Raw genomic sequence first — 21,744 nt, forward strand, 5'->3', positions numbered from 1 at the left:
TTGTCACGACAACACGTGTATAGAAAGCTTCTTCTCACATTTAAAAACAGAAAAGTTATATTTAACATGTCCAAAAACAGCAGAGCAAGCTTATCTAGCTATTCAAGAGTATATAGAGTTTTACAATACGGCTCGCTTTCAAGAGAAATTCAACGGCCTTTCCCCAATTGAATATCGAGAAAAGGCCGCAGCTTAAAAAATACTCTTTTTTTATTGTCTACTTGACAGGGTTATGTGCGCTGCGGGCACTTTTTTCTTCTTATAATGAAATACGGGCCAAGAACGTAATTTCTTCTGTTTCCATTAAAAACTGTTTCATGTTGTCTTCTAATGGTAAATCGAAGCTCAAAACCATGATGGCTTCACCGCCAGCTTCTTTTCGGCCAACCTGCATGGTGGCGATATTCACTCCGTGATCACCCAGGACCTTACCTACGTTACCGATTACACCGGGTTTATCGGTATGCTGGATATAAAGTAAATTCGATTCTGGGTGAAAGTCGATTTTGAAACCATTCAAACTTACAATTCGAGAACCGTAATTTTCGATATAGGTCCCACTTATTGTTAATTCTCGGTTGTCACCTTTTACTTTAAGGCTGATCAAATTCGAGTAACCTAAAGAGTCCGTAGAGATTTTTTCACCAATGGTTATGCCACGCTCTTTTGCGATCAACAAGGCATTCACTTCATTGACTGATGCATCGACTCTTGATCTTAAAAAGCCGGAGATTAAACTTTTTGTAAGAATCGCGGTATCGAAATCCAAAGATTCTCCTGCATATGTAACGGAGATTTCCTGAATTCCTTCATTCATGCACTGGGAAGCAATCGATCCCATTTGCTGAACAAGTTGATGGAATGGCTGTACCTTTTCAAACACTTCTTTAGATATGGCTGGAAGGTTAATTGAACTTGAGACTGGATTTCCTTCGAAATAGGTCAAAACTTCTTGGGCAACCTGTACGGCGACATTCAATTGGGCTTCTTTCGTGGAAGCGCCTAGATGAGGTGTAGCAATGACGCTGTCCAGTTCCAGCAGTTTATGGCCAAGTGGAGGTTCTTCGACGAAAACGTCCAGTGCCGCCCCTGCAACATGCCCTTGAACTAACATTTCATATAAATCATCTTCGTCTAGAATTCCACCACGGGCGCAGTTCAGTACATAAACCCCTTTTTTACAGGTAAGCAGTTTTTCTTTATTAATTAATCCTCTAGTTTCATTCGTTAGTGGTGTATGAACAGTAATGATGTCTGCTTTAGGAAGCAATTCATCCAATGGCAGGGCCGTTACGGACATTTTCTTTGCACGATCTACAGTCAGGAAGGGGTCATAGACAATGACATCCATGCCAAACACTTTAGCACGTTTGGCAATTTCCCCTCCGATGCGTCCAAAGCCAACTATGCCTAATGTTTTTCCACGAAGTTCAGTTCCCGTATAGGAGGAACGTTTCCACTCTCCATTTTTCAATGAAGCATAAGCTTGCGGAATGTGGCGCATTAATGAAGCCATCATCGCGAATGTATGTTCAGCTGTTGAAATGGTGTTGCCATCAGGTGCATTAACCACGACAATCCCGCGTTTTGTCGCTGCGGGGATGTCTATGTTATCAACACCGACACCAGCGCGTGCTATAATTTTCAACTGCGGCATACGGTTCATTAAATCTTCCGAAACCTTTGTTGCACTTCTCACAAGAATTGCATCGATCTGATCAAGTTCGTTTGAAGCTTCCTCTACGGTCTTCTGAATGAGCTGAATATTGGATGCCTCTGAAAGCGGTCCGAGTCCTTCTGGTTTAATGGCGTCTGCTACTAAAATCCGATACACATCTAAACACCTTCCTAAGGAAAAAGTTATCTTAAATTTCAGTTAATTTTACAATTGAAATGCTGATAATGTCAATTTGGCATATCTGAATGAAAGCGCTTAAACAAATGATTTTCAACTGAACATCCGTTTAAGGTGGCGATATAAATAGCTTCGATCCTTTTGCGAAAAATTTTCGAATTGCCTATATTGTAAATCCGCTGTTTGTTTTAGCCGTTCACTGCGACAATCGATATTCATCCTACATGCATCAAATGAGAAAAAATGCTATCAAAAAAAAGGCATTTCAGATATAATGGGAAGTATAAAAAATTTTATAGGTCTATCTTCGGGGCGGGGCGCAATTCCCCACCGGCGGTGATGAAGGAATTTCTACTTCTAAGCCCGCGAGCCTTACAAGGCAGGATTTGGTGTGATTCCAAAGCCGACAGTATAGTCTGGATGGGAGAAGATGGAGGTTCCTTAGTGCGTTTCAACAGTTATTTGCTGAACGTTTGTTTGATGTAACCTTTAATTTATCCCTTTAATTCCATTGGAATTAAAGGGTTTTTATTGAACATCAACATATTTTGGAATCCTAACCTCTTTTTCAGGTAGATCGGAAAAGAAGGAGAGAGAACTATGAAAAAGAACAAAGTGAAAAAAATGGTCTCACTTGCCATGATGGGAAGCATTTCGTATTTATTGATGCTTTTAAATTTCCCGTTTCCAGGATTCCCGCCTTTTCTCAATGTTGATTTTAGCGACATACCAGCACTGATGGCGGCATTGATTTTCGGTCCGATGGCTGGAATTCTAGTCGAGTTCATTAAAAACCTATTGGATTTAGTCATGACAGGGACCTTGACTGCTGTGCCTGTGGGGCATATCGCTAACTTTATAGCCGGAATACTGTTTGTCTTGCCGACTTATTATGTATTTCAGAAAATCAATTCAAAAAAAGGAATGACGTTCGCCTTACTTGCGGGAACAGTTTCCATGGCAGTATTCATGAGCGTATTAAACTATTTTGTCTTTTTACCGGCTTATACCTTCTTTATGGGATGGGATGCCATGTCGGCGCCCGAGTCAAGAAAGTTCGTTACGACGGCAATCTTGCCTTTCAACGTGATTAAAGGCGTGCTCATCACATCTGTATTCATGTTGCTGTTCATTAAATTACAGACATGGATCAATAAGCAAACATTATATAAAAATGCTTAATGGCATTGACGATAGATATGAAAAAACAACCGGATATCCATATCCGGTTGTTTTTTTTATGCCTGTTTTTTTTGTGCATTGGCCAAAAGAAAAAGCCATTCTCGATTGAAAATGGCTTGTACCTTTATTCGAATTTTAGTGCATCTCCGTCAAATGCCTCGTCAGCAACTTTGATGGAATCCGTTGGGCATCCTTCAAATGCATCCATCATGTCGTCTATAAGTACATCTGGAATTTCAACGATACCCTCGTTATCGTCAAGGGTAACAAATGCAATCCCTTCGTCATCATAATCATATATATCTGGTGCAGCTGCTCCGCAAGCTCCACAAGCTATGCATGTTTCTTTATCCACAATAGTAAATTTAGCCATGAATATAACCCCTCCTAAGTTGATTAACAACTGATAATCTTTTTATTTCAGATTATTATCTCTTTCCTATTGTAAGACCGAATGCCAAACTTTTCAATAGAAATTGTATTGATAATAACTATCATGTAGCTGAATGTCAACGAAAAACATCGAAAAAATTAACTTGGTCCTTTCCATGTTTCGTCATTTAGTCACATAATTTCCGTTGTATTCATCAATAATAACGGCGGTTTTTGCAGATTTTTGTTACAATGGGTTTATTGGTTAAATGAAACAAGGATGTGAGTCCCATGAATAATTATCTACAGGCCATCATTCTATATGCGATAAAAAAATTTCAAGGTGAGCGCTCCATTTATGCTATATACCATATGCTGCAGGGTAAGAAATCGTCACAAACCATCCAAGATGCCCATTTATTCGGGTTAACGGATATTTTTGGGACAATACCTCGATTTACCCGTCAGCAATTAAATCAAAACATTGAACATTCACTTAAGCATGACTTAATTAATTTAACGGATAAACAGGATGCATATGAAATTAATTTGCAAGGTGAACGAATGTTGGACGATTACTTTAAAAATAATCCTTTTCCGGAGTATTTAAATGGTTGGAAGTATCACAATATCACCCCTGTTTTCTGGGGAAGGTTAAATTTACTCATTCAAACCATATCCCATATTGTCCACAATGAAAGACGTTTTTATCCGATACAACGAAATCCCAAAATTCAATTCTTCGTAAAGGAATTTTTACATGCCAATCGTCAGGATCGAGCGTTGATTGCCCAACATTTATATGATGAACTGGTATCCCTTTTAGAAAATCAAAGTGATATGAAACGAGACATTTTCATATTGAAATTGACCGGGATAAACAGGATTGGTCTAACGTTTGAACAGATTGCCAAAAGGAAAAATACGGAAGAAGAGTATGTTCGCTATACATTCCTTGACTCATTGCATCAAATGCTTGCAGAAATGGAAACGGGTGGTGATTACCCTCTCTTATCCTCATTAACCAATGATTGGAAAAGAAGTGGTAATCCTCATTTGACACAATCTACAAAGACTACTTTACGATACATCCAGGAAGGGAAAAACCTCGGTGAAATAGCTGAAATCCGCAGATTGAAAGTCAACACCATCGAAGATCACCTCGTAGAAATTGTTTTATCGGAAAAGGATTTTCCGATTTCCGATTATGTGACAATCGAGGATGAGAGGGAAATCGCTGAAGCGATTAAGGAACTTGGTACAAAAAAGCTTAAAGCTATCAAGCAGATGGTCGATAATAAACAAATAAGCTTTTTCCAAATAAGACTTGTACTTGCGAAAATAGGTGAGAGATGATGAACATAGAACGAGTCCTCAAAGAAAAATTCGGTTTTGATGAATTCCGTCCTGGACAAAAGGAAGTGGTTGAATCATTGATGTCCGGCCGTCATACATTAGCGATGCTCCCAACCGGGTCAGGTAAATCATTATGTTATCAGCTGCCGGCTTATCTGGTGAATAAGACTGTCATAATTGTCTCCCCGTTATTATCTTTAATGCAGGATCAAGCGGATCAGCTGAAGATGAGCGGCGAAAAAAGTGTATTGACCCTCAACTCTTTTTTGACGCTTAATCAAAAAAGGAAAGCCTTCGATCGGTTACATAGTTATCGATTTATCTTTTTATCTCCTGAAATGCTGAGCATCGATGGTGTGATAAAATCCTTGAAATCCATAGAAATAGGTTTGTTCGTCATAGACGAAGCACACTGCATTTCACAATGGGGGTACGATTTCCGTCCGGATTATTTGAATTTAGGAGAAGTGAGGCGTGAGCTGAATAATCCGTTGACGCTTGCCCTGACGGCAACTGCAACCGATGAGGTCCGGAGGGACATCGTTGTTAAACTTAACATTGGGCAGGCCGAGGAAATGGTTTCATCGGTTGATCGTGAAAATATTGCCATTATTATCGAGCGAATGTTCAGCTACGATGAGAAGCTAGGCCGTGTGCTGGAGCTTGTCAGGAAATTTACCGGAAGCGGAATTATATATTTTTCCTCTAAAAAAGTGGCGGAATCAGTCGCTGGGTTTTTACAGGATAACGGGATCGATAGTGTCAATTATTATCACGGTGGAATGGAGCAGGAACAAAGGATGCTCATTCAGCAGCAATTCATTTCCGGCCAGTTGAAAATCATATGCGCAACAAGTGCCTTTGGAATGGGTGTGAATAAATCGGATGTCAGATATGTTATCCATTATCATATCCCGTCCACGATGGAAGCATATCTTCAGGAGATTGGCAGGGCGGGGCGAGACCGGAAACAAAGTGTGGCTGTCTTATTATATAGCGAAGGGGATGAAGGGCTTCCCCTTCATTTGATGGAGCAACAGTTGCCTACGGATTCGCAAATCGATGGTGTATGTTCTTACCTTAATGAATCACAAAAGAATCTGGCGAATTTGACCCCCTCAGAAAAAGAGCAGCTGTCGCAATCCTTTTCGTTAAACGAAATCCAGCTCCGTTTTTTTACCCAGTTTATTATGGGCAATAACCAGGATCAAGTGGCAGAGATGAAAGAGTATTGTAAGAAGAGGAAAATCAGGAATCAAGAAAAGCTGCATAAATTCCTTCACTGGATATATGCACAGGAATGTCGCCGTTCAGGGATACTGGACTATTTTGGAGAAAAGCATCGGGAAGCGAACCCCATCTGCTGTGATATCTGTGGGATGGATGCCGAAAAAATGGCTGATGTTTGGCCGGAAGTAAAGGTGGATCCGGCCAATTCCTTTTCCACTTGGAAAAAGGAATTGGCTTATATCTTACTAAAGAAGGAAAATGGCAATGAAAAATAAGCAAGCTGAATTAATTAAACAACTTACAGATAAACAGTTGCTATATAATTTGTTTCTTACACAAATTATTCTCTTAACGTTAGCCACTTTTTTAGGTATTATTTTATTTAAAGACCGTTCTGCTTTTTTCGACTTATTTATCTTTGATGACCTGAACATTTTGCTGATTGGTGTTCCTGCGGGAGTCATTGTCGTGTTAATTGACATATTGCTTATGAAAGTGACACCATCTTCCTATCAGGATGATGGCGGCATTAATGAACGCATTTTCAGTAATTTGTCATACCCGATGATATTTGTCGTAGCTTTGGTTGTAGCGGTAAGTGAAGAAGTATTATTCCGAGGAGTGTTGCAAACACATTTTGGGTTGCTACTTACGAGCCTCATTTTTGCAGCTGTTCATTATCGTTACCTTTTTAATTGGTTTTTATTTTTAAATGTATTGGTTTTGAGCTTCTTTATCGGGTTTCTATTTGAAATGACTAATAATATCATCGTGACGATAACGGCCCACTTTTTGATTGACTTTATCCTTGGTATTTTAATCAGGAACAAAAAGCAAAGAGGGTTTAGCAAGAAAGGGGGTGACTTGAATGAGCCGGGTGCAAAAGAATGAAAAAGAAAATGATCAGGCTGGTGAACTTCGTTCGCGAATTGAACGCCAGAAGGCTAAGTCATCATTGCCCAAACGGAGCAAAGTCCACCAGAATAAAAAGAAAAAAAGTAAAGTGAAGATTAAACTTCCAATGATACAATTATTAGCGTTATTTTTCATTTTGCTTCCAATTGGATTTTACAGCCTTTATACATATTTTCAGGATAGGCCTTTACCTGTTACTAAAAGTGACCAAGTCGTCTTAAAAGAGGAAGATAAAGAATCGATTCCAACTACAGCAACGGCAGAGGACTTAAAGGAAAAAGAGTCGGAAAAGGCTGAAGCGGAGAAAGAAAAAGAAGAAGCTGAGGCTGAGGCTAAAGCCAAAGCGCAGCAGGAAGCTAAGGAAAAAGCCAAGGCACAGCAAGAAGCTGAAGAAAAGGCTAAAGTGCAGCGAGAAGCTGAGGCTAAAGCCAAGGCACAGCAAGAAGCTGAGGCTAAAGCCAAAGCGCAGCAAGAAGCAGAGGAAAAGGCCAAAGTGCAGCAAGAAGCTGAGGAAAAGGCAAAGAAAGCAGCAGCAGAAAAGAAAAATGTACAAGCCGCTAAATCGGATAAAGAGGAATACAAAGTTGTTTTACATACTGTTCAAGGTGAAGAAACATTATTTCGCATTTCAATGAATTACTACAAATCACAGGAAGGGATTGCTCTGATCAGGGAGTGGAATGGGCTGAATGGCAATGAAATTTCCAGGGGTCAGGTTTTGAAAATTCCGATCAAGAAATAATGATGTCACCTTAAGAAAAAAATTAAGTTTTTAAATCCTTCTATTTCAAAACAAAAAAGACTTTAGGCAAAAGGAGTTCTACCTTAATGTTAAAACAAAGTTGATTGGAGCGGGTGTTCGAGACTCCTGCGGGGAAAGCGTGTCCAAGGGAGAACCCCGCAGGCGCAATGGCGCCGAGGGCGGGCCGCCTCGGAAAGCGAGTGCCTGTAGTGAAAATCAACATTCAAATTTTAAAAACCTAAAACGAGTTTGTCTCCAATCTGACCCTGTCTTTATAGGCAGGGTATTTTTAATATTGTTCAACTTGGTTAAGTATGAAGGCCATCGTGACAGGTACATTATCATTTTTTCCTCTACTCTTTCATATCATGATTTGAAAGAGCAGAGGAGGAAATGCGATGGAATCGACAATCATTTTACTGGATGAGAAAACGGATCAAGCAACAAAACAAATGCTGCAAAATGTCGTGGATCGGAAGAAAAAATTCGAGGCACTTAAAAAGAAGCACCTTCAAAGCTTATGGGCAACCATGATTGTTGCTGTCCTTTTTATGATTTATCTTTATTTTTATATCGTTGTACCTTATTCTTATTCCTTTTTCAGTATGTTTAGTGTTTTCGTCGACCATTTTAGCCATTTCCTTTTTTTGGCGGCAGCGATTGGTCTATATGGATATATGGTTTTAATTAAAAAAAAGCTAGATAAAGCTGAAAAGKAGTTTCAACTGCTACGCTGTGAAATCATTAATAAAAGTAAGCAATTGTGGGAAAAAGAGGAAGAATGGAAAAATCGCCATAAGGTTTTTGAAATGATGAAGAAGAATTATGATATTAACCTATATCATGAAAATAAATGATGATCGCGTTAAATCATATTTAATTGCGGGTAATACCGTTTTATGGTTATATGAAAGTACGTTTGGATAAGGATGGAAAGAAGGTTTAACGATGATGTTATGGTTATCTGGATTATTTTTAATCATCATCCTGCTGTCATTTGCCATGATCTTTTACATGTGGCGTACGGCTATGCAAGATAGGGTGATTTCTCAAGACCTATATTTCAAAGACTTTCCTGAAGGCTTTGGCGATGTGCGAATTTTTTTTATATCCRATCTTCATCGGCGTATCGTTGCGGATAAATTGATTGAGGAAACACGTGACAAGGCAGATTTGGTGATAATCGGCGGTGACATTAGGGAAAGCGGGGTTCCCTTAGAACGTGTGGAAAAAAATATATTGAAGTTAAAAGAACTTGGTCCCCTTTATTTTGTTTGGGGTAATAATGATTATGAAGGAGACTTCCATGAATTGGATGCGACTCTTTTGAAACATGGGGTGAAGATCCTTGATAATACAGCTGTTTCTTTTGAGTCTCAGAATGGAAGCAAAATCGCTCTTCTGGGCATTGATGATATATCGGAAGAACGTGATAGGCTTGACCTTGCCCTGTCGGATTGCGGGAATGAAGATTTCCGGATTTTGGTGAGCCATAATCCATTGGTCAAGAAACAGTTGAATCCGGAACACCATATTAGTCTTGTCCTGTCAGGTCACACCCATGGCGGGCAGATTCGCATATTCGGATTCGGGCCCTATCAGATCGGAAGCGTTAAAAAAGAGGGGGACTGTATATATATGACGAGTAATGGCTATGGGACAAGCGCAGTGCCTTTAAGGCTTGAAGCTAAGCCTGAAACGCACCTCTTCACCCTGAAAAGGGGGACAGACACCGAAATAGGCGAAGCTGTGGAAAAAACCTATTAGGCTACTTTTAAGCGAGTATACCGGGATTTTACAGACCTTGAAAAATCCACTATAATTTCATCAAATGATCGTACAGTTATTGGAGGCCTTGTAAAACCATGCAAGAAGGTAAATATAATATAAAGGCAGTTTCAAAGCTGCTGGACATTCAGTCGGGAACCCTTAGGGCTTGGGAAAGGCGCTATAAATTTATCGAACCTGTAAGGAATGAATCGGGGCACCGGCTGTATACTGAAAAACATCTGCAAATCCTTAAGTGGCTCATTACTAAAACAAAGCAAGGTTTTACAATAAGCCAAGCCGTTTCACTTCTCGAAAGTACAGGCACCCTAGCGCCTGGAGTTCCTGAAACGAACCGTAAGGATGAACAAGCGATTAAGTTATCGGATGAATTAATCGAAGCTCTAATGAATTTCAATGAAAATAAAGCCCACATGCTGATAAGCCGGGCATTCAGTATGTATACAATCGAACAAACCATAGTGGATGTACTCGGTTCAATAATGGTTCAGATTGGGGATAAGTGGGAAAGGGGAGAAATTACTTCCGCCCATGAACACTTTGCGTCGAACATAATAAAATCCAGGATCAGTTCGGTTATGCATACAATTCCGACTAATGGTTTTCTTCCGAAAGCCCTTACCGTTTGCGCTCCCGGTGAAAAACATGAATTTGGACTATTAATCTTCACCATTTTTTTGAAGCGGAAAGGGTTTGAAACCATTTATTTAGGAGAATCCATTGCTGATAAGGACCTTTTCACCGTTCTAAACATCATTAAGCCCTCTTACCTATTCATGTCATGTTCACTGAAAGAGAATCTTGATGGAACATTTAAGCTGGTTGAAGCGTTAATAAAGGATTTTCCGGATTTGAAGGTGGGTCTTGGCGGTGCGGCTTTGAGCCTTATTTCTGAAGAAGACCGAACTGCCTTCAGCAGAGTCTTAATGGGGGACACGCAATCGAAATGGGAGGAGTGGCTGAAAGGTTAGCGACGGCCGTATTAGGAGAAATAATGGATATGCACTCTAAGACCAAGGCTTCATATGATGTATGAAGATGGTAACCAGGGGGCATTTTTTTATGAAGCTGGAGCGATTAACTAATAATAAAATCAAGATTTTTTTGACCCTTGATGATTTAATTGATAGAGGCATAACGAAAGAAGATATTTTAGGGAATTCCTTAAAGGTCCACAAGCTATTTCAGGATATGGTCGAAGAAGCGTGCGAAGAACTCAGCTTTAAAATGAGTGGCTCCATTGCAATCGAAATTTTCTCCTTGCCTGCACAAGGGTTGATAATCATTGTGACAAAGGAAGAAGAGGAACTATTGGCAGACGAAGAGGAATTTTTGGATTTACAGGTGAAAATTGATGATTTCCCCCATATTCTTTATGTTTTCGATGACTTTGAAGATATCGTCCAATTATCTCATAGATTATCTTTTCAAGGTTTGCTTAAAAGTACCCTTTATCATTTTGAGGGTAGATACTATTTACTTATCGAAAATGTTAAAGACACGACATATGACACGGTCATATCTCTAGCGGCTGAGTATGGCCATGCATCTACATTGACACTCAGCCGCATCAATGAATATGGAACATGTATCATCGAAAATGAAGCGATACATGTTTTGCTCAAACATTTTAGCTGATGTAAAACAAAAAAGACAAGGCAGCCGCATTACGGTAAAAAATGTGGTTTGCCTTTTTTATGTCAACTTTCGGCCGAACAAGATATACGGTAAAAGAGTAAGAAAGCAGTTGATATGATAACGTTTTCATTTTTAGAATATTTCCAACTTTTAATTTCCCGTTTTTACTCTTGCATAAATGTATCGAAGGTGTATACTAGCACATGAAGAGGACTATTTGTACATTATAATATTATATATGGATGAGATATTCTAGGAGGTACTTTTAATGGAATCGGCAAAAGGCAATAGCCATGTAAATGAAGAAGAAAAACACGACGTACTGAGGTCAACCCAAACTGTAATACATAAAGCTTTGGATAAGCTGGGTTACCCGGAAGAAGTTTTTGAGCTGTTGAAGGAACCTTTGCGTTTATTGACGGTGAAGATACCGGTACGCATGGATGATGGATCGGTTAAAATTTTCACGGGTTACCGTGCGCAGCATAACGATGCTGTTGGACCTACAAAAGGCGGTATCCGTTTTCACCCTAATGTAACGGAACGTGAAGTGAAGGCATTATCCATTTGGATGAGTTTGAAATGCGGCATCGTAGATTTGCCATACGGCGGGGGTAAAGGCGGTATCGTTTGTGATCCTCGTAATATGTCATTCCGTGAGCTTGAAAGACTGAGCCGGGGCTACGTTCGTGCAATTAGCCAAATCGTGGGGCCGACTAAGGATATCCCGGCACCTGATGTATTTACAAATTCCCAAATCATGGCTTGGATGATGGACGAATACAGCCGTATGGATGAATTCAACTCTCCAGGATTCATTACGGGTAAGCCGCTAGTGCTTGGTGGTTCTCATGGCCGTGAATCTGCCACTGCTAAAGGTGTAACGATCTGTATCAATGAAGCTGCCAAAAAACGCGGCATCGATATTAAAGGGGCACGGGTCGTCATTCAAGGTTTTGGTAACGCAGGTAGTTTCTTAGCTAAGTTCATGCATGACGCAGGTGCTAAAGTCATTGGTATTTCAGATGCATATGGTGCACTCCATGATCCGGAGGGATTGGATATCGATTATCTTCTCGATCGGAGAGATAGTTTCGGAACCGTAACGAAATTGTTTAAAAGCACAATTTCAAATAAAGAACTGCTTGAATTGGAATGCGATATTTTAGTTCCGGCTGCAATCGAAAACCAAATCACTGAAGAAAATGCTGCGGATATCAAAGCATCGATCGTTGTCGAGGCAGCTAACGGACCTACAACAATTGAAGCGACACAAATCCTGACGGATCGCGGAATCCTTCTTGTTCCTGATGTGCTTGCTTCTGCTGGCGGTGTAACGGTTTCTTACTTCGAATGGGTACAAAATAATCAAGGGTATTACTGGTCTGAAGAAGAAGTGGACGAAAAGCTGGAAAAAATCCTTATAAAATCTTTTAATAACATTTATGAACTTGCTCAATCAAGACGCGTTGATATGCGCCTAGCGGCTTATATGATCGGCGTAAGAAAAATGGCTGAAGCTTCTCGCTTCCGTGGTTGGATCTAAAAGGATTCAAATCGGTTTTAATATATAGTTAACATCATGTTCATTGCTTTATCATTGAAATGAATTGTAAAAACTCCTATCATGTATTGATAGGAGTTTTTATTTTTTAGACGAACGTATCACATAGTGGATGGAAAGGCAGTGGAGAATAAAGATGAATGTTGAAGAAGTCATTATCATAGGTGGGGGCCCGTGTGGATTGGCTGCTGCGATCGCTCTTAAAGAAGTGGGAATACAGTCCCTGATCATTGAAAAAGGAAATGTGGTTGATTCCATTTACCGTTATCCGACACATCAAACATTTTTCAGTTCGAGTGAAAAACTGGAAATTGGTGATGTCGCTTTTATAATCGAAAACCGTAAACCGGTCCGCAATCAGGCGCTAGCCTATTATAGGGAGGTAGTCAAAAGGAAAGAATTGCGGGTCAATACATTCGAAAAAGTGGAAAAAGTGGAAAAAGTGGAAAAAAGAGAAGATGGCAAGTTTTTAGTCAAGACATCGAAAGGGGACTATACAGCTCTGCATGTGATCATATCGACCGGATACTATGACCATCCTAACTATATGTGCATACCGGGCGAACAGCTCCCTAAAGTATTTCATTACTTCAAGGAGGGCCATCCCTACTTTAATTGTGATGTTGCAGTCATCGGTGGCAAAAACTCAAGTGTGGATGCAGCTTTGGAATTGGTCAAATCAGGAGCAAGGGTATCAGTCCTTTATAGAGGATCGGATTACTCTCCAAGTATCAAACCTTGGATTCTTCCGGAATTCGAATCATTAGTCCGCAATGGAACGATCAAGATGGAATTTAATGCGAATGTCGACAGGATAACGGAAGACAGCGTGATTTATCATGTAGGTGATGAGGAAAAAGTCATAAAAAATGATTTTGTATTTGCAATGACTGGTTACCATCCTGACCATTCCTTTTTAGCTGCAATGGGCATAACTATTGATAAGGAGACTGGAAGGCCTGCATATAACGAGGAAACGATGGAAACGAACGTTAAAGGTCTTTATATTGCAGGAGTTCTGGCAGCCGGAAATAATGCGAACGAAATCTTCATCGAGAACGGCAGGTTTCATGGTGGATTGATTGCCTATCATTTGGCCGTTAAAGAAAAGTGAATGATATAAATGAGGAGCAGTGACCGTATGGAAAAAATATCGCTAATAACGACTGGTGGGACTATTGCCAGTAAAGAAACTGTGAATGGTATGCTGGCCTCTGGTGCATTGACTGGCCATGAGTTGGCATCACTTTGCGAATTGCCCAACGATATCGAGGTTAAGGTGGTTAATCTTTTCCAGATTTCAAGCATGTCCATGTCCTTTGAGAAAATGCAACAGCTTAATTTAGCCATTAAAAAGGAATTGGAGGATCCCGAAGTTACGGGAATCGTCGTGACACACGGTACGGATACACTTGAAGAAACGGCATATTTCCTTGATGTCACGAGTAAGGACCAACGTCCAATCGTATTAACCGGCTCCCAACGTTCTCCTCAAGAAGTGGGCACCGATGTATATTCCAATCTAAGGAATTCGATATTATGCGCTGCAAGTGATCTTATTAGGGATGTTGGGGTAGTGGTCGTTTTTAATGAGCGGATCTATTCAGCAAAGTATGTCAAAAAAGTTCATGCTTCCAATTTACAGGGATTCGAATCTTTTGGCTATGGATATTTAGGGATAATTGATAATGATGTCGTGAGCATCTATCAAAAACCTTTACATAGGGAGTGTTTTGATATTCAGAATCTCATCCCAAGGGTCGACATCATCAAGTGCCATACAGGAGCTGACGGCCTCTTTATTGATGCTGCGGTTGCAAACGGTGCGAAAGGCATCGTGCTCGAGGGTGTAGGAAGGGGGCAAGTCACCCCTGTAATGGTAACCTCCATACAAGCTGCAATCGATAAAGGAATCACGATCATCATGACTACAAGTGCAGAAGAAGGAAAAGTGTACCCAGCTTATGATTATGAAGGCAGCGCATTTGATCTAAAACAACGCGGTGTGATTTTAGGCGCTGATTATGACAGCAAGAAGGCACGAATCAAGTTAGCTGTCATGCTGGCAAGCGAAAACCCTATAGATGAGACCTTCTTTAAGTACTGAAGGATTAAATAAAAAATGGAAGAGTTGATTCTTGGATTCAGTTTTTCTTCATTCCATGGTACGATTAAGGAAACGAAGATGAAAAGAGGGTCAGCTAATGCTGGTCATGTTGTCAGCGGCTATTGCGCCAGGATTGGCGCTACTGAGCTATTTCTATTTGAAAGATCAATATGAGACCGAACCGATATCGGTTGTGGTCAAAACATTTATATTCGGTGTTTTTCTTGTATTGCCGATTATGTTCATACAGTATGTGCTCGAAACCGAACATATCTTGAATACGGATTTAGCAAATGCTTTTTTATGGGCTGCACTGCTTGAGGAATTCTTCAAGTGGTTCATACTCATTTACGTTATTTATCAGCATGTGGCATTCGATGAGCCATATGATGGGATTGTTTACGGAGCTGCAGTCTCCCTTGGATTCGCCACAATGGAGAATATTTTATACCTGCTGGCCAACGGGGTGGAACACGCTTTTCTCAGGGCCGTTCTCCCTGTATCCAGTCACGCTTTGTTCGGTGTGATCATGGGATATTATTTGGGCAAGGCGAAATTTTCGGCTTCGAATAATAGGGTCTATTTATTATTGGCATTGATCATACCAATTTCGTTACATGGGGTTTACGATTATATTTTGGTTTCCCAAAAATTTTGGGTGTACTTTATTATGCCATTCATGATTTATCTATGGTGGTTAGGCATGAAAAAAGTAAAGAAAGCACGTTTGTTGTCCGACTTTCACGCAGAAAAACTTTCACAGAATCACTACCTTAGCAAATGACGAATACTATCAAAAAACGGAGTGCTGGCATATTTTGCCCGCTCCGTTTTTTTTATGTTTGGAATAAAAAAGCCAGTAAAGAAGAAAATAGAATTACATTAATTCAAGAAAAAGAGGAGTGTTTTTGATGAAAGGAATTTCGTCAAAATGGAAATGGCTTTTGCTGTTTTCGTGTATAACTATATGTTTCGGAATTTACCCGGAAACAAGAACAAATGCCTTTTCGAGCCAAATCATTCAAAAAGGTGCGGTTGGAGATGATGTAATTGAACTGCAGGCACGCCTGCAAAACATCGGTTACTATAACGGAAAGATTGATGGAGCCTATGGATGGGGCACTTATTGGGCACTTCGAAACTTTCAACAAGATTTCGGGCTGCCAATCGATGGTTTAGCAGGGACTACAACAAAACAGAAGTTAGCGAATGCGTCTAATTTCAATAAAGCATGGGTTCATGAGCAAATCAATAAAGGAAACGAGTTCACCTATTTTGGGGGGGTCCCCATTGAAAAACAGGTAAAAGCGAAAGGAAATGGAACTGGAGGGACCGCTACCGGAAAGGCCCCTTCCAAACCAACGACATCTGCCAATCTTCCAGGGGGTTATTCTCAAAACGATATACAGCTGATGGCCAATGCCGTTTATGGAGAGTCGCGAGGGGAGCCATATACAGGTCAGGTTGCCGTTGCAGCTGTAATCCTGAATAGGGTGGAAAGTGCCGCATTTCCTAATACCATTTCGGGAGTGATTTTTGAACCTGGGGCGTTTACGGCTGTTGCGGATGGACAGATTTGGCTTACACCGAACGAAAGGGCGAAAGAAGCCGTGGTGGATGCTATCAATGGGTGGGATCCAAGCGGTAATGCAGAATATTACTTTAATCCCGATACGGCAACAAGTAAATGGATCTGGTCAAGGGAACAAATTAAAAGAATCGGAAAACATATCTTTTGTAAGTAAAGAGGTGAAGGAAAATGATCAGGAATATAGTGATTGCCCTGCTTGTTGTAGTTGTTACGGGAACTGCATTCTGGGGTTATCAAGAACATAAGGAAAAAAATGCTGTATTAATCAACGCGGAAAATACGTATCAGCGTGCCTTTCATGATTTAAGCTATCAAGTGGATTTATTGCACGATAAGGTCGGCAGTACTTTGGCCATGAATTCACGTTATTCATTAAGTCCGGCGTTAACAGATGTTTGGCGTATCACTTCCGAAGCCCAGAGTGATGTCGGGCAGTTGCCATTGACCTTGCTTCCTTTTAACAAGACAGAGGAATTTTTATCTAAAATTGCGGACTTCAGTTATAAAACAGCGGTACGGGACCTTGAAAAAGAACCATTGGATGATAAGGAATATGCGACACTGCAATCCTTGTACACACAGGCAGGAGACATCCAGGGCGAGTTAAGGAAAGTGCAGTATCTAGTCCTTAAAAACAATTTAAGATGGATGGATGTCGAGATGGCTCTTGCATCAGGGAAAGAAAATTCGGATAACACGATCATTGACGGATTAAAGACGGTAGAGAAAAAAGTATCTGGGTACGGTGAAACAAATGAGATGAACCCGACTTTTACTTCTGCACAACAGAAGGATGAAAACTTCAAAAATTTGAAAGGTGAAACCATTACGAAAGAAGAAGCAATCGCGACAGCAAAAAACTATGCACACTCAAAAAGCAAAAATTTGAAGGTGAATGTGGAGGAAAATGGAAAAGGTTCCGATTATGGATTTTATAGTGTGAGCATCCTCGATAAAGATTCAGATACTGAATTGAATATGGATTTGACAAAAAAAGGCGGTTACCCTATTTGGTATATCAATAATAGAGATGTGAACAAAACAAATATTGATTTGAATCAAGCCCATACAAAAGCCGAAGCTTTTTTAAAGGAACATGATTTCAGTTCACTTGAATTATTTGAAAGTGCTCAATACGATAATATCGCATTATTGAATTTCGTAACATCGGAAAATGGAGTCAAGATTTACCCAGATTCAGTCAAGGTCAAAATCGCATTGGATGATGGATCCGTTATAGGTTTTTCAGCTGATGAGTATTTAAAATCACATAAAACCAGGGAAGTAGGGAATCCGAACATATCCGAGAAAGAAGCAAAGGACAAAATCAACAGCAACGTAAAAATAATGGAAGAAGGAAAGGCGTTAATCACCAATGATATTGGTGAAGAAGTTCTTTGTTATGAATTTCTCGGTACGATTAAAGACGATACCTACCGTATTTTCATTAATGCAGATACAGGTCAAGAAGAAAAGGTGGAAAAATTAAAGAATTCCGAACCGGTATATGAGAATTTAATTTAAAACAATCGCCGATCATAAGTTGTAGGGAAATGTGCTTAGTCACTTTCCCTTTTTCTTATGACATAATAACTTCATGATTATTGGATTATATGGGCCGTAGGGGTATTATGTGGTTTCCTCCTATCGAAAAGGACGTGGACGACGATGTTTAAAATTGGTGATATATCAATACTCGAACCGAAATACATACCACAGAAGGAAAAGTTCAAATGAATGGTTGTAGAAATGGGAACGGGTTGTTTCTATACGGACTTTCCCATCGATGTAGAGACTGGAAAAATTGCATGCCTTATGGATGGGACACAGTTCAATGTCACATTTTCCAATGAAGAGCAGGCCGTTTATGTATTCGAGTCTGAAGTGCCTGGAAAAGTGAAAGGTAGAATACCCATGATGCAACTATTGCTGCCCGAAGCAGAAACGTTTGTTAAAATCCAGTGGAGGCAAATTCGAACGCCTGGATGTAACCTTGGATACGGCCATTCATCCAGAACATTCCGAGTCTACCCCTTTTCGCACATTAACGGAGGATATCAGCGCTGGCGGAGCTTCCATAAGGCTTTTAAAAGGCACTGCAATTCAATCGGTTTCGCAATTATACCTATGGATGGCGCTTACGTTGAAATCAGGTGAGTTTCATTATTTAAGGTTAAATAGCAAAGTCATTCGCGTAACGGAAAATGCATGGAAATATGCTGCTGCACGTCCAATTTCGTGAACCTTCAAAAAATGATATACAGACATTAATGAGGTTTATATTTGAAAAGCGGGTGGATTTAAAGAAAAAAGGTTTGCATGTTTAACTTGATTGAATGAAAAACAGCGATTCCATCCATACTGCTAATATAAACGGATGGAGGGTGCGGCGGCTTATATGAAAACATTTGAAAGACTATTAATTAAAGTGATCATCATCCAATTGGCCTGCTTATTTTTTTTCCAATTCCTTTTGAGCAGGGAGGATCAAATCTTTGATTTGACCAAGCTCTCGAGGTATGAAGGTGTCACCAGCAATAATTATACGAAAATCATTGAAACATTCAATGGGCCCCATAAGTAAAAGCGGTGATACCCGCTTTTTTTTGTAAGAAGATTTTCAGTAAAACGAAAACGTTTGATGGCTGTTGGGATCAAAAAAAGAACAAAGGTGATTTTGAACGTACACATCCCTTTTATTAATGATTTTCCCGCTAGTTGTGATAAAATGAAAAGGTACTAAATAATCAGCATGATTGTAGGATTCTTGGGAGGATTTATGAAAAAAAAATTATCAGTCGCAATCGATGGACCAGCTGCTGCTGGAAAAAGCACGGTTGCTAAAATTGTTGCAGAAAAGTTCAATTACATATATGTGGATACAGGGGCAATGTATAGGGCCATTACCTATAAGGCCCTTAATCAAAAGATTCTCCTTAATGATGAACAAGCATTATCAGAAGTTCTCATCAATACGGAAATCGAATTAAGACCAAGTGAAAATGGGCAGTTGGTTTTCTTGGATAACGAGGACGTGACAGCCCAAATCAGGAACAATGAAGTGACTGGTTCCGTTTCGGAAGTGGCCAAGCACCGGAGCATCCGGGAGGAATTGGTTCGCAGGCAGCAAATCTTAGGTGAAAATGGCGGTGTCGTCATGGATGGCAGGGACATCGGTACGCATGTGTTACCAAACGCCGAAGTAAAGGTATTTCTAATCGCTTCTGTGGATGAAAGGGCACAGCGGAGGCATCAGGAAAATATATTGAAAGGTTTTCCTTCAGATATTGAAAAATTAAGGGAAGAAATCGCAACAAGGGACAAGCTGGACTCCGAACGCGAGATATCGCCATTGAAAAAGGCAGCGGATGCTATCGAAATCGATACGACCTCATTATCGATTCAGGAAGTTGCAGAAAGTATCATGTCTTTAATAGAAGAGAGGAAAAGATGACATTGGATTTTTACACATTTGCCAAGAACATCGTAAAAGGCGTTTTAACGCCTTCGTTTAGGGTTAAAACACTCGGAAAGGAACATATCCCTAAAGAGGGCGGGGTATTGATCTGTGCCAATCACATTGATAATTTGGATCCGCCCGTAGTTGGCATGACGTCTCCAAGGGATATTCATTTCATGGCGAAAGAAGAGTTGTTTCATGCACCTGTTTTAAAGGGTATATTACCAAGAGTAAATGCATTTCCCGTGAAACGTGGCAATAGCGATCGGGAATCCCTTAGGAAAGGCTTAAAGCTTTTGAAGGAGGGCAAGGCGATTGGTCTGTTTCCCGAGGGAACCAGAAGCAAGACTGGTCAATTGGGAGAAGGTTTGGCGGGGGCAGGATTTTTTGCGTTGCGGTCTGATGCCGTTATCATACCGTGTGCAATCATCGGCCCATATAAATTTTTACGTCCACTGAAGGTCGTTTACGGTCCTCCAATAAATTTTACCGAATATCGTGAACAGAAAATATCAGCCGATGAAGCCACCAAGATCATCATGGAGCATATTGGGAAATTGATTTCCGAGCATAAATAGTCCTTCATACTTGACAATTTTCTGATTTTGTTAGAATTTATAAAATAAGGGTATTGTTCCTTATTGCCGATGAAAAGGAATATAACTTTATTACTCTAAAAAAAACTGTTTTTATCTTTATTAGGAAAGTGTTTTTATTGAACCACTTTAAATAAAATATGTGGCCGATGAAGAGGAAATTTGCTGATCAGTCATGGGTTAAGGAGGAGTTAGTAATGACAGAAGATATGAACCAAGTAGAAGTGAACAATTACAAAGTTGGGGATCAAGTTAAAGCAACCGTTTCAAAGGTAGAAGAAAAACAGGTCATTGTCGATGTGGAAAACAGCAAGACTGATGGAATCATACCTATCAGTGAGCTTTCAAGCCTGCATGTCGAAAAGGCGTCAGATGCCGTTTCGGAAGGTGATGCATTGGAGCTGGAAGTCATTAAAGTCGAAGAAGAAGCTCTCATTCTATCAAAACGTAAAATTGACGCTCTTAAGGCATGGGATGACCTGGAATTGAAATTTGAAAATGGAGACGTATTTGAGGCTGAAGTTAAAGATGTCGTCAAAGGCGGGCTTGTCGTAGATCTAGGCGTACGTGGTTTTGTTCCAGCTTCTCTAGTAGAAGACTATTTCGTTGAAGACTTTTCTGATTACAAAAACAAAACTTTAACATTCAAGATCGTTGAACTTGAGAAAGACAAAAATCGCTTAATCCTCTCACATCGGGCAGTGGTCCAGGACCAAAAGGAAAAGCAAAAAGCAAACGTCTTGGATAAGATTGAAAGCGGGCAAGTGCTTGAGGGTGTGGTCCAAAGGATTACCGATTTTGGTGCGTTCGTGGATATTGGTGGCGTAGACGGCCTTGTCCACATTTCCCAGCTTTCCCATCAGCATGTCGACAAGGCATCCGATGTCGTGTCCGAAGGGGATAAGGTGCAGGTGAAAGTACTATCCATCGATCGTGATAATGAAAGGATTTCACTTTCCATCAAGGATACCCTTCCTGGACCTTGGGCAGGAATTGCAGAAAAAGCTGCCAAAGGCTCTAAACTGGAAGGTATCGTCAAACGCCTTGTTTCTTTTGGTGCATTCGTGGAAATTTTTCCAGGCGTAGAAGGGCTTGTCCATATATCACAAATTTCACACAAGCATATTGCCACACCGCAAGAAGTACTTAAAGAAGGCCAGTCTGTCGAAGTGAAAGTGCTCGAAGTCAATGAAACGGATCAGCGTTTATCATTGAGCATCAAGGAACTTGAAGAACCTCAATCCAATTACAACACATCAGATTATGAGATGCCTGAAGAATCGAAGGGTTTTCAGTTAGGTGAAATGATCGGTGATCAATTGAAAAAACTAAAATAAGATAATAATGG

General features: G+C 40.2%; 23 protein-coding genes, 1 pseudogene and 1 riboswitch. Of the genes and pseudogenes, 22 read left to right on the top strand and 2 right to left on the bottom strand.

All coding sequences use genetic code 11. The features are described 5' to 3' along the window. On the top strand, positions 1-196 hold a 196-nt coding region (locus tag AC1DVB_RS14835), incomplete at its 5' end, for an IS3 family transposase (RefSeq protein WP_477589769.1). A 63-nt stretch (positions 197-259) separates the two neighbouring features. Here the strand turns inward: AC1DVB_RS14835 and serA are convergent. Beyond that, a complete protein-coding gene (serA, locus tag AC1DVB_RS14840; protein WP_057276271.1) occupies positions 260-1,834 on the bottom strand; it encodes a phosphoglycerate dehydrogenase in 1,575 nt (524 codons plus the stop codon). A 320-nt stretch (positions 1,835-2,154) separates the two neighbouring features. Continuing rightward, positions 2,155-2,291: riboswitch (FMN riboswitch) on the top strand. Between the two features lie 164 nt (positions 2,292-2,455). On the opposite strand from serA, the gene AC1DVB_RS14845 reads away from it, so the two are divergent. Beyond that, positions 2,456-3,037, top strand: a complete 582-nt coding sequence (locus AC1DVB_RS14845) for an ECF transporter S component (protein WP_034308089.1) — start codon at positions 2,456-2,458, stop codon at positions 3,035-3,037. 124 nt (positions 3,038-3,161) lie between these two features. Here AC1DVB_RS14845 and AC1DVB_RS14850 read toward each other — a convergent pair whose 3' ends face one another. After that, the gene (locus AC1DVB_RS14850) at positions 3,162-3,410 is read right to left on the bottom strand and encodes a ferredoxin (protein WP_034308087.1); all 249 of its coding nucleotides are present in this window, start codon (positions 3,408-3,410) and stop codon (positions 3,162-3,164) included. Positions 3,411-3,700: 290 nt separating this feature from the next. On the opposite strand from AC1DVB_RS14850, the gene AC1DVB_RS14855 reads away from it, so the two are divergent. From AC1DVB_RS14855 to rpsA, 20 genes and pseudogenes are all read left to right on the top strand, one after another. Further along, complete coding sequence (locus AC1DVB_RS14855) at positions 3,701-4,765, top strand: YpbB family protein (RefSeq protein WP_057276272.1); 1,065 nt, start codon at positions 3,701-3,703, stop codon at positions 4,763-4,765. Then, on the top strand, positions 4,765-6,270 hold the full coding sequence (locus AC1DVB_RS14860; RefSeq protein WP_230136016.1) for a RecQ family ATP-dependent DNA helicase: 1,506 nt from the start codon (positions 4,765-4,767) through the stop codon (positions 6,268-6,270). Before AC1DVB_RS14855 ends, AC1DVB_RS14860 begins: the two co-directional genes overlap by 1 nt. Further along, positions 6,260-6,886, top strand: a complete 627-nt coding sequence (locus tag AC1DVB_RS14865) for a CPBP family intramembrane glutamic endopeptidase (RefSeq protein ID WP_057276274.1) — start codon at positions 6,260-6,262, stop codon at positions 6,884-6,886. The genes AC1DVB_RS14860 and AC1DVB_RS14865 overlap by 11 nt, the downstream gene beginning before the upstream one ends. Further along, complete coding sequence (locus tag AC1DVB_RS14870; RefSeq protein ID WP_328098095.1) at positions 6,864-7,652, top strand: LysM peptidoglycan-binding domain-containing protein; 789 nt, start codon at positions 6,864-6,866, stop codon at positions 7,650-7,652. Before AC1DVB_RS14865 ends, AC1DVB_RS14870 begins: the two co-directional genes overlap by 23 nt. Before the next feature lie 398 nt (positions 7,653-8,050). Then, positions 8,051-8,509 carry a YpbF family protein gene (locus tag AC1DVB_RS14875; protein ID WP_477589773.1) on the top strand — a complete coding sequence of 153 codons (459 nt, stop codon included), beginning with the start codon at positions 8,051-8,053 and terminating at the stop codon, positions 8,507-8,509. A 94-nt stretch (positions 8,510-8,603) separates the two neighbouring features. Further along, entirely contained in the window at positions 8,604-9,419 is an 816-nt protein-coding gene (locus tag AC1DVB_RS14880; RefSeq protein WP_477589783.1) for a metallophosphoesterase, read from the top strand. 98 nt (positions 9,420-9,517) lie between these two features. Then, positions 9,518-10,411, top strand: coding sequence for a MerR family transcriptional regulator (locus AC1DVB_RS14885; RefSeq protein ID WP_095679757.1), 894 nt, complete (start codon positions 9,518-9,520; stop codon positions 10,409-10,411). A 91-nt stretch (positions 10,412-10,502) separates the two neighbouring features. Further along, positions 10,503-11,078 carry a genetic competence negative regulator gene (locus AC1DVB_RS14890; protein WP_034308068.1) on the top strand — a complete coding sequence of 192 codons (576 nt, stop codon included), beginning with the start codon at positions 10,503-10,505 and terminating at the stop codon, positions 11,076-11,078. Between the two features lie 268 nt (positions 11,079-11,346). Next, on the top strand, positions 11,347-12,624 hold the full coding sequence (locus AC1DVB_RS14895) for a Glu/Leu/Phe/Val family dehydrogenase (protein ID WP_034308065.1): 1,278 nt from the start codon (positions 11,347-11,349) through the stop codon (positions 12,622-12,624). Between the two features lie 154 nt (positions 12,625-12,778). Then, complete coding sequence (locus AC1DVB_RS14900; protein WP_258249790.1) at positions 12,779-13,756, top strand: YpdA family putative bacillithiol disulfide reductase; 978 nt, start codon at positions 12,779-12,781, stop codon at positions 13,754-13,756. Positions 13,757-13,783: 27 nt separating this feature from the next. Continuing rightward, positions 13,784-14,749, top strand: coding sequence for an asparaginase (locus tag AC1DVB_RS14905; RefSeq protein WP_057276278.1), 966 nt, complete (start codon positions 13,784-13,786; stop codon positions 14,747-14,749). A gap of 97 nt (positions 14,750-14,846) precedes the next feature. Continuing rightward, positions 14,847-15,533 carry a glutamic-type intramembrane protease PrsW gene (gene prsW / locus AC1DVB_RS14910; RefSeq protein WP_034308057.1) on the top strand — a complete coding sequence of 229 codons (687 nt, stop codon included), beginning with the start codon at positions 14,847-14,849 and terminating at the stop codon, positions 15,531-15,533. A gap of 136 nt (positions 15,534-15,669) precedes the next feature. Continuing rightward, on the top strand, positions 15,670-16,494 hold the full coding sequence (gene sleB / locus AC1DVB_RS14915) for a spore cortex-lytic enzyme (RefSeq protein WP_477589785.1): 825 nt from the start codon (positions 15,670-15,672) through the stop codon (positions 16,492-16,494). 14 nt (positions 16,495-16,508) lie between these two features. Continuing rightward, positions 16,509-17,864 (top strand): germination protein YpeB, encoded by a 1,356-nt coding sequence (gene ypeB, locus AC1DVB_RS14920; protein WP_057276280.1) that lies wholly within the window; start codon positions 16,509-16,511, stop codon positions 17,862-17,864. 225 nt (positions 17,865-18,089) lie between these two features. After that, positions 18,090-18,260, top strand: a pseudogene (locus tag AC1DVB_RS14925) (flagellar brake domain-containing protein); the annotation flags it as partial. 28 nt (positions 18,261-18,288) lie between these two features. Continuing rightward, on the top strand, positions 18,289-18,582 hold the full coding sequence (locus tag AC1DVB_RS14930) for a PilZ domain-containing protein (RefSeq protein ID WP_477589778.1): 294 nt from the start codon (positions 18,289-18,291) through the stop codon (positions 18,580-18,582). Positions 18,583-18,738: 156 nt separating this feature from the next. Continuing rightward, positions 18,739-18,924, top strand: a complete 186-nt coding sequence (locus AC1DVB_RS14935; RefSeq protein ID WP_034308049.1) for a YpfB family protein — start codon at positions 18,739-18,741, stop codon at positions 18,922-18,924. 195 nt (positions 18,925-19,119) lie between these two features. Next, on the top strand, positions 19,120-19,794 hold the full coding sequence (gene cmk, locus AC1DVB_RS14940) for a (d)CMP kinase (protein ID WP_187049704.1): 675 nt from the start codon (positions 19,120-19,122) through the stop codon (positions 19,792-19,794). Beyond that, positions 19,791-20,378: a lysophospholipid acyltransferase family protein gene (locus tag AC1DVB_RS14945; protein WP_170946979.1), complete on the top strand. Its 588-nt coding sequence runs from the start codon at positions 19,791-19,793 to the stop codon at positions 20,376-20,378. The genes cmk and AC1DVB_RS14945 overlap by 4 nt, the downstream gene beginning before the upstream one ends. A 215-nt stretch (positions 20,379-20,593) precedes the next feature. Continuing rightward, complete coding sequence (gene rpsA, locus AC1DVB_RS14950) at positions 20,594-21,733, top strand: 30S ribosomal protein S1 (protein WP_034308045.1); 1,140 nt, start codon at positions 20,594-20,596, stop codon at positions 21,731-21,733. Positions 21,734-21,744: the final 11 nt, after the last annotated feature.

The sequence above is a fragment of the Peribacillus sp. P4_D6 genome (assembly GCF_056401795.1).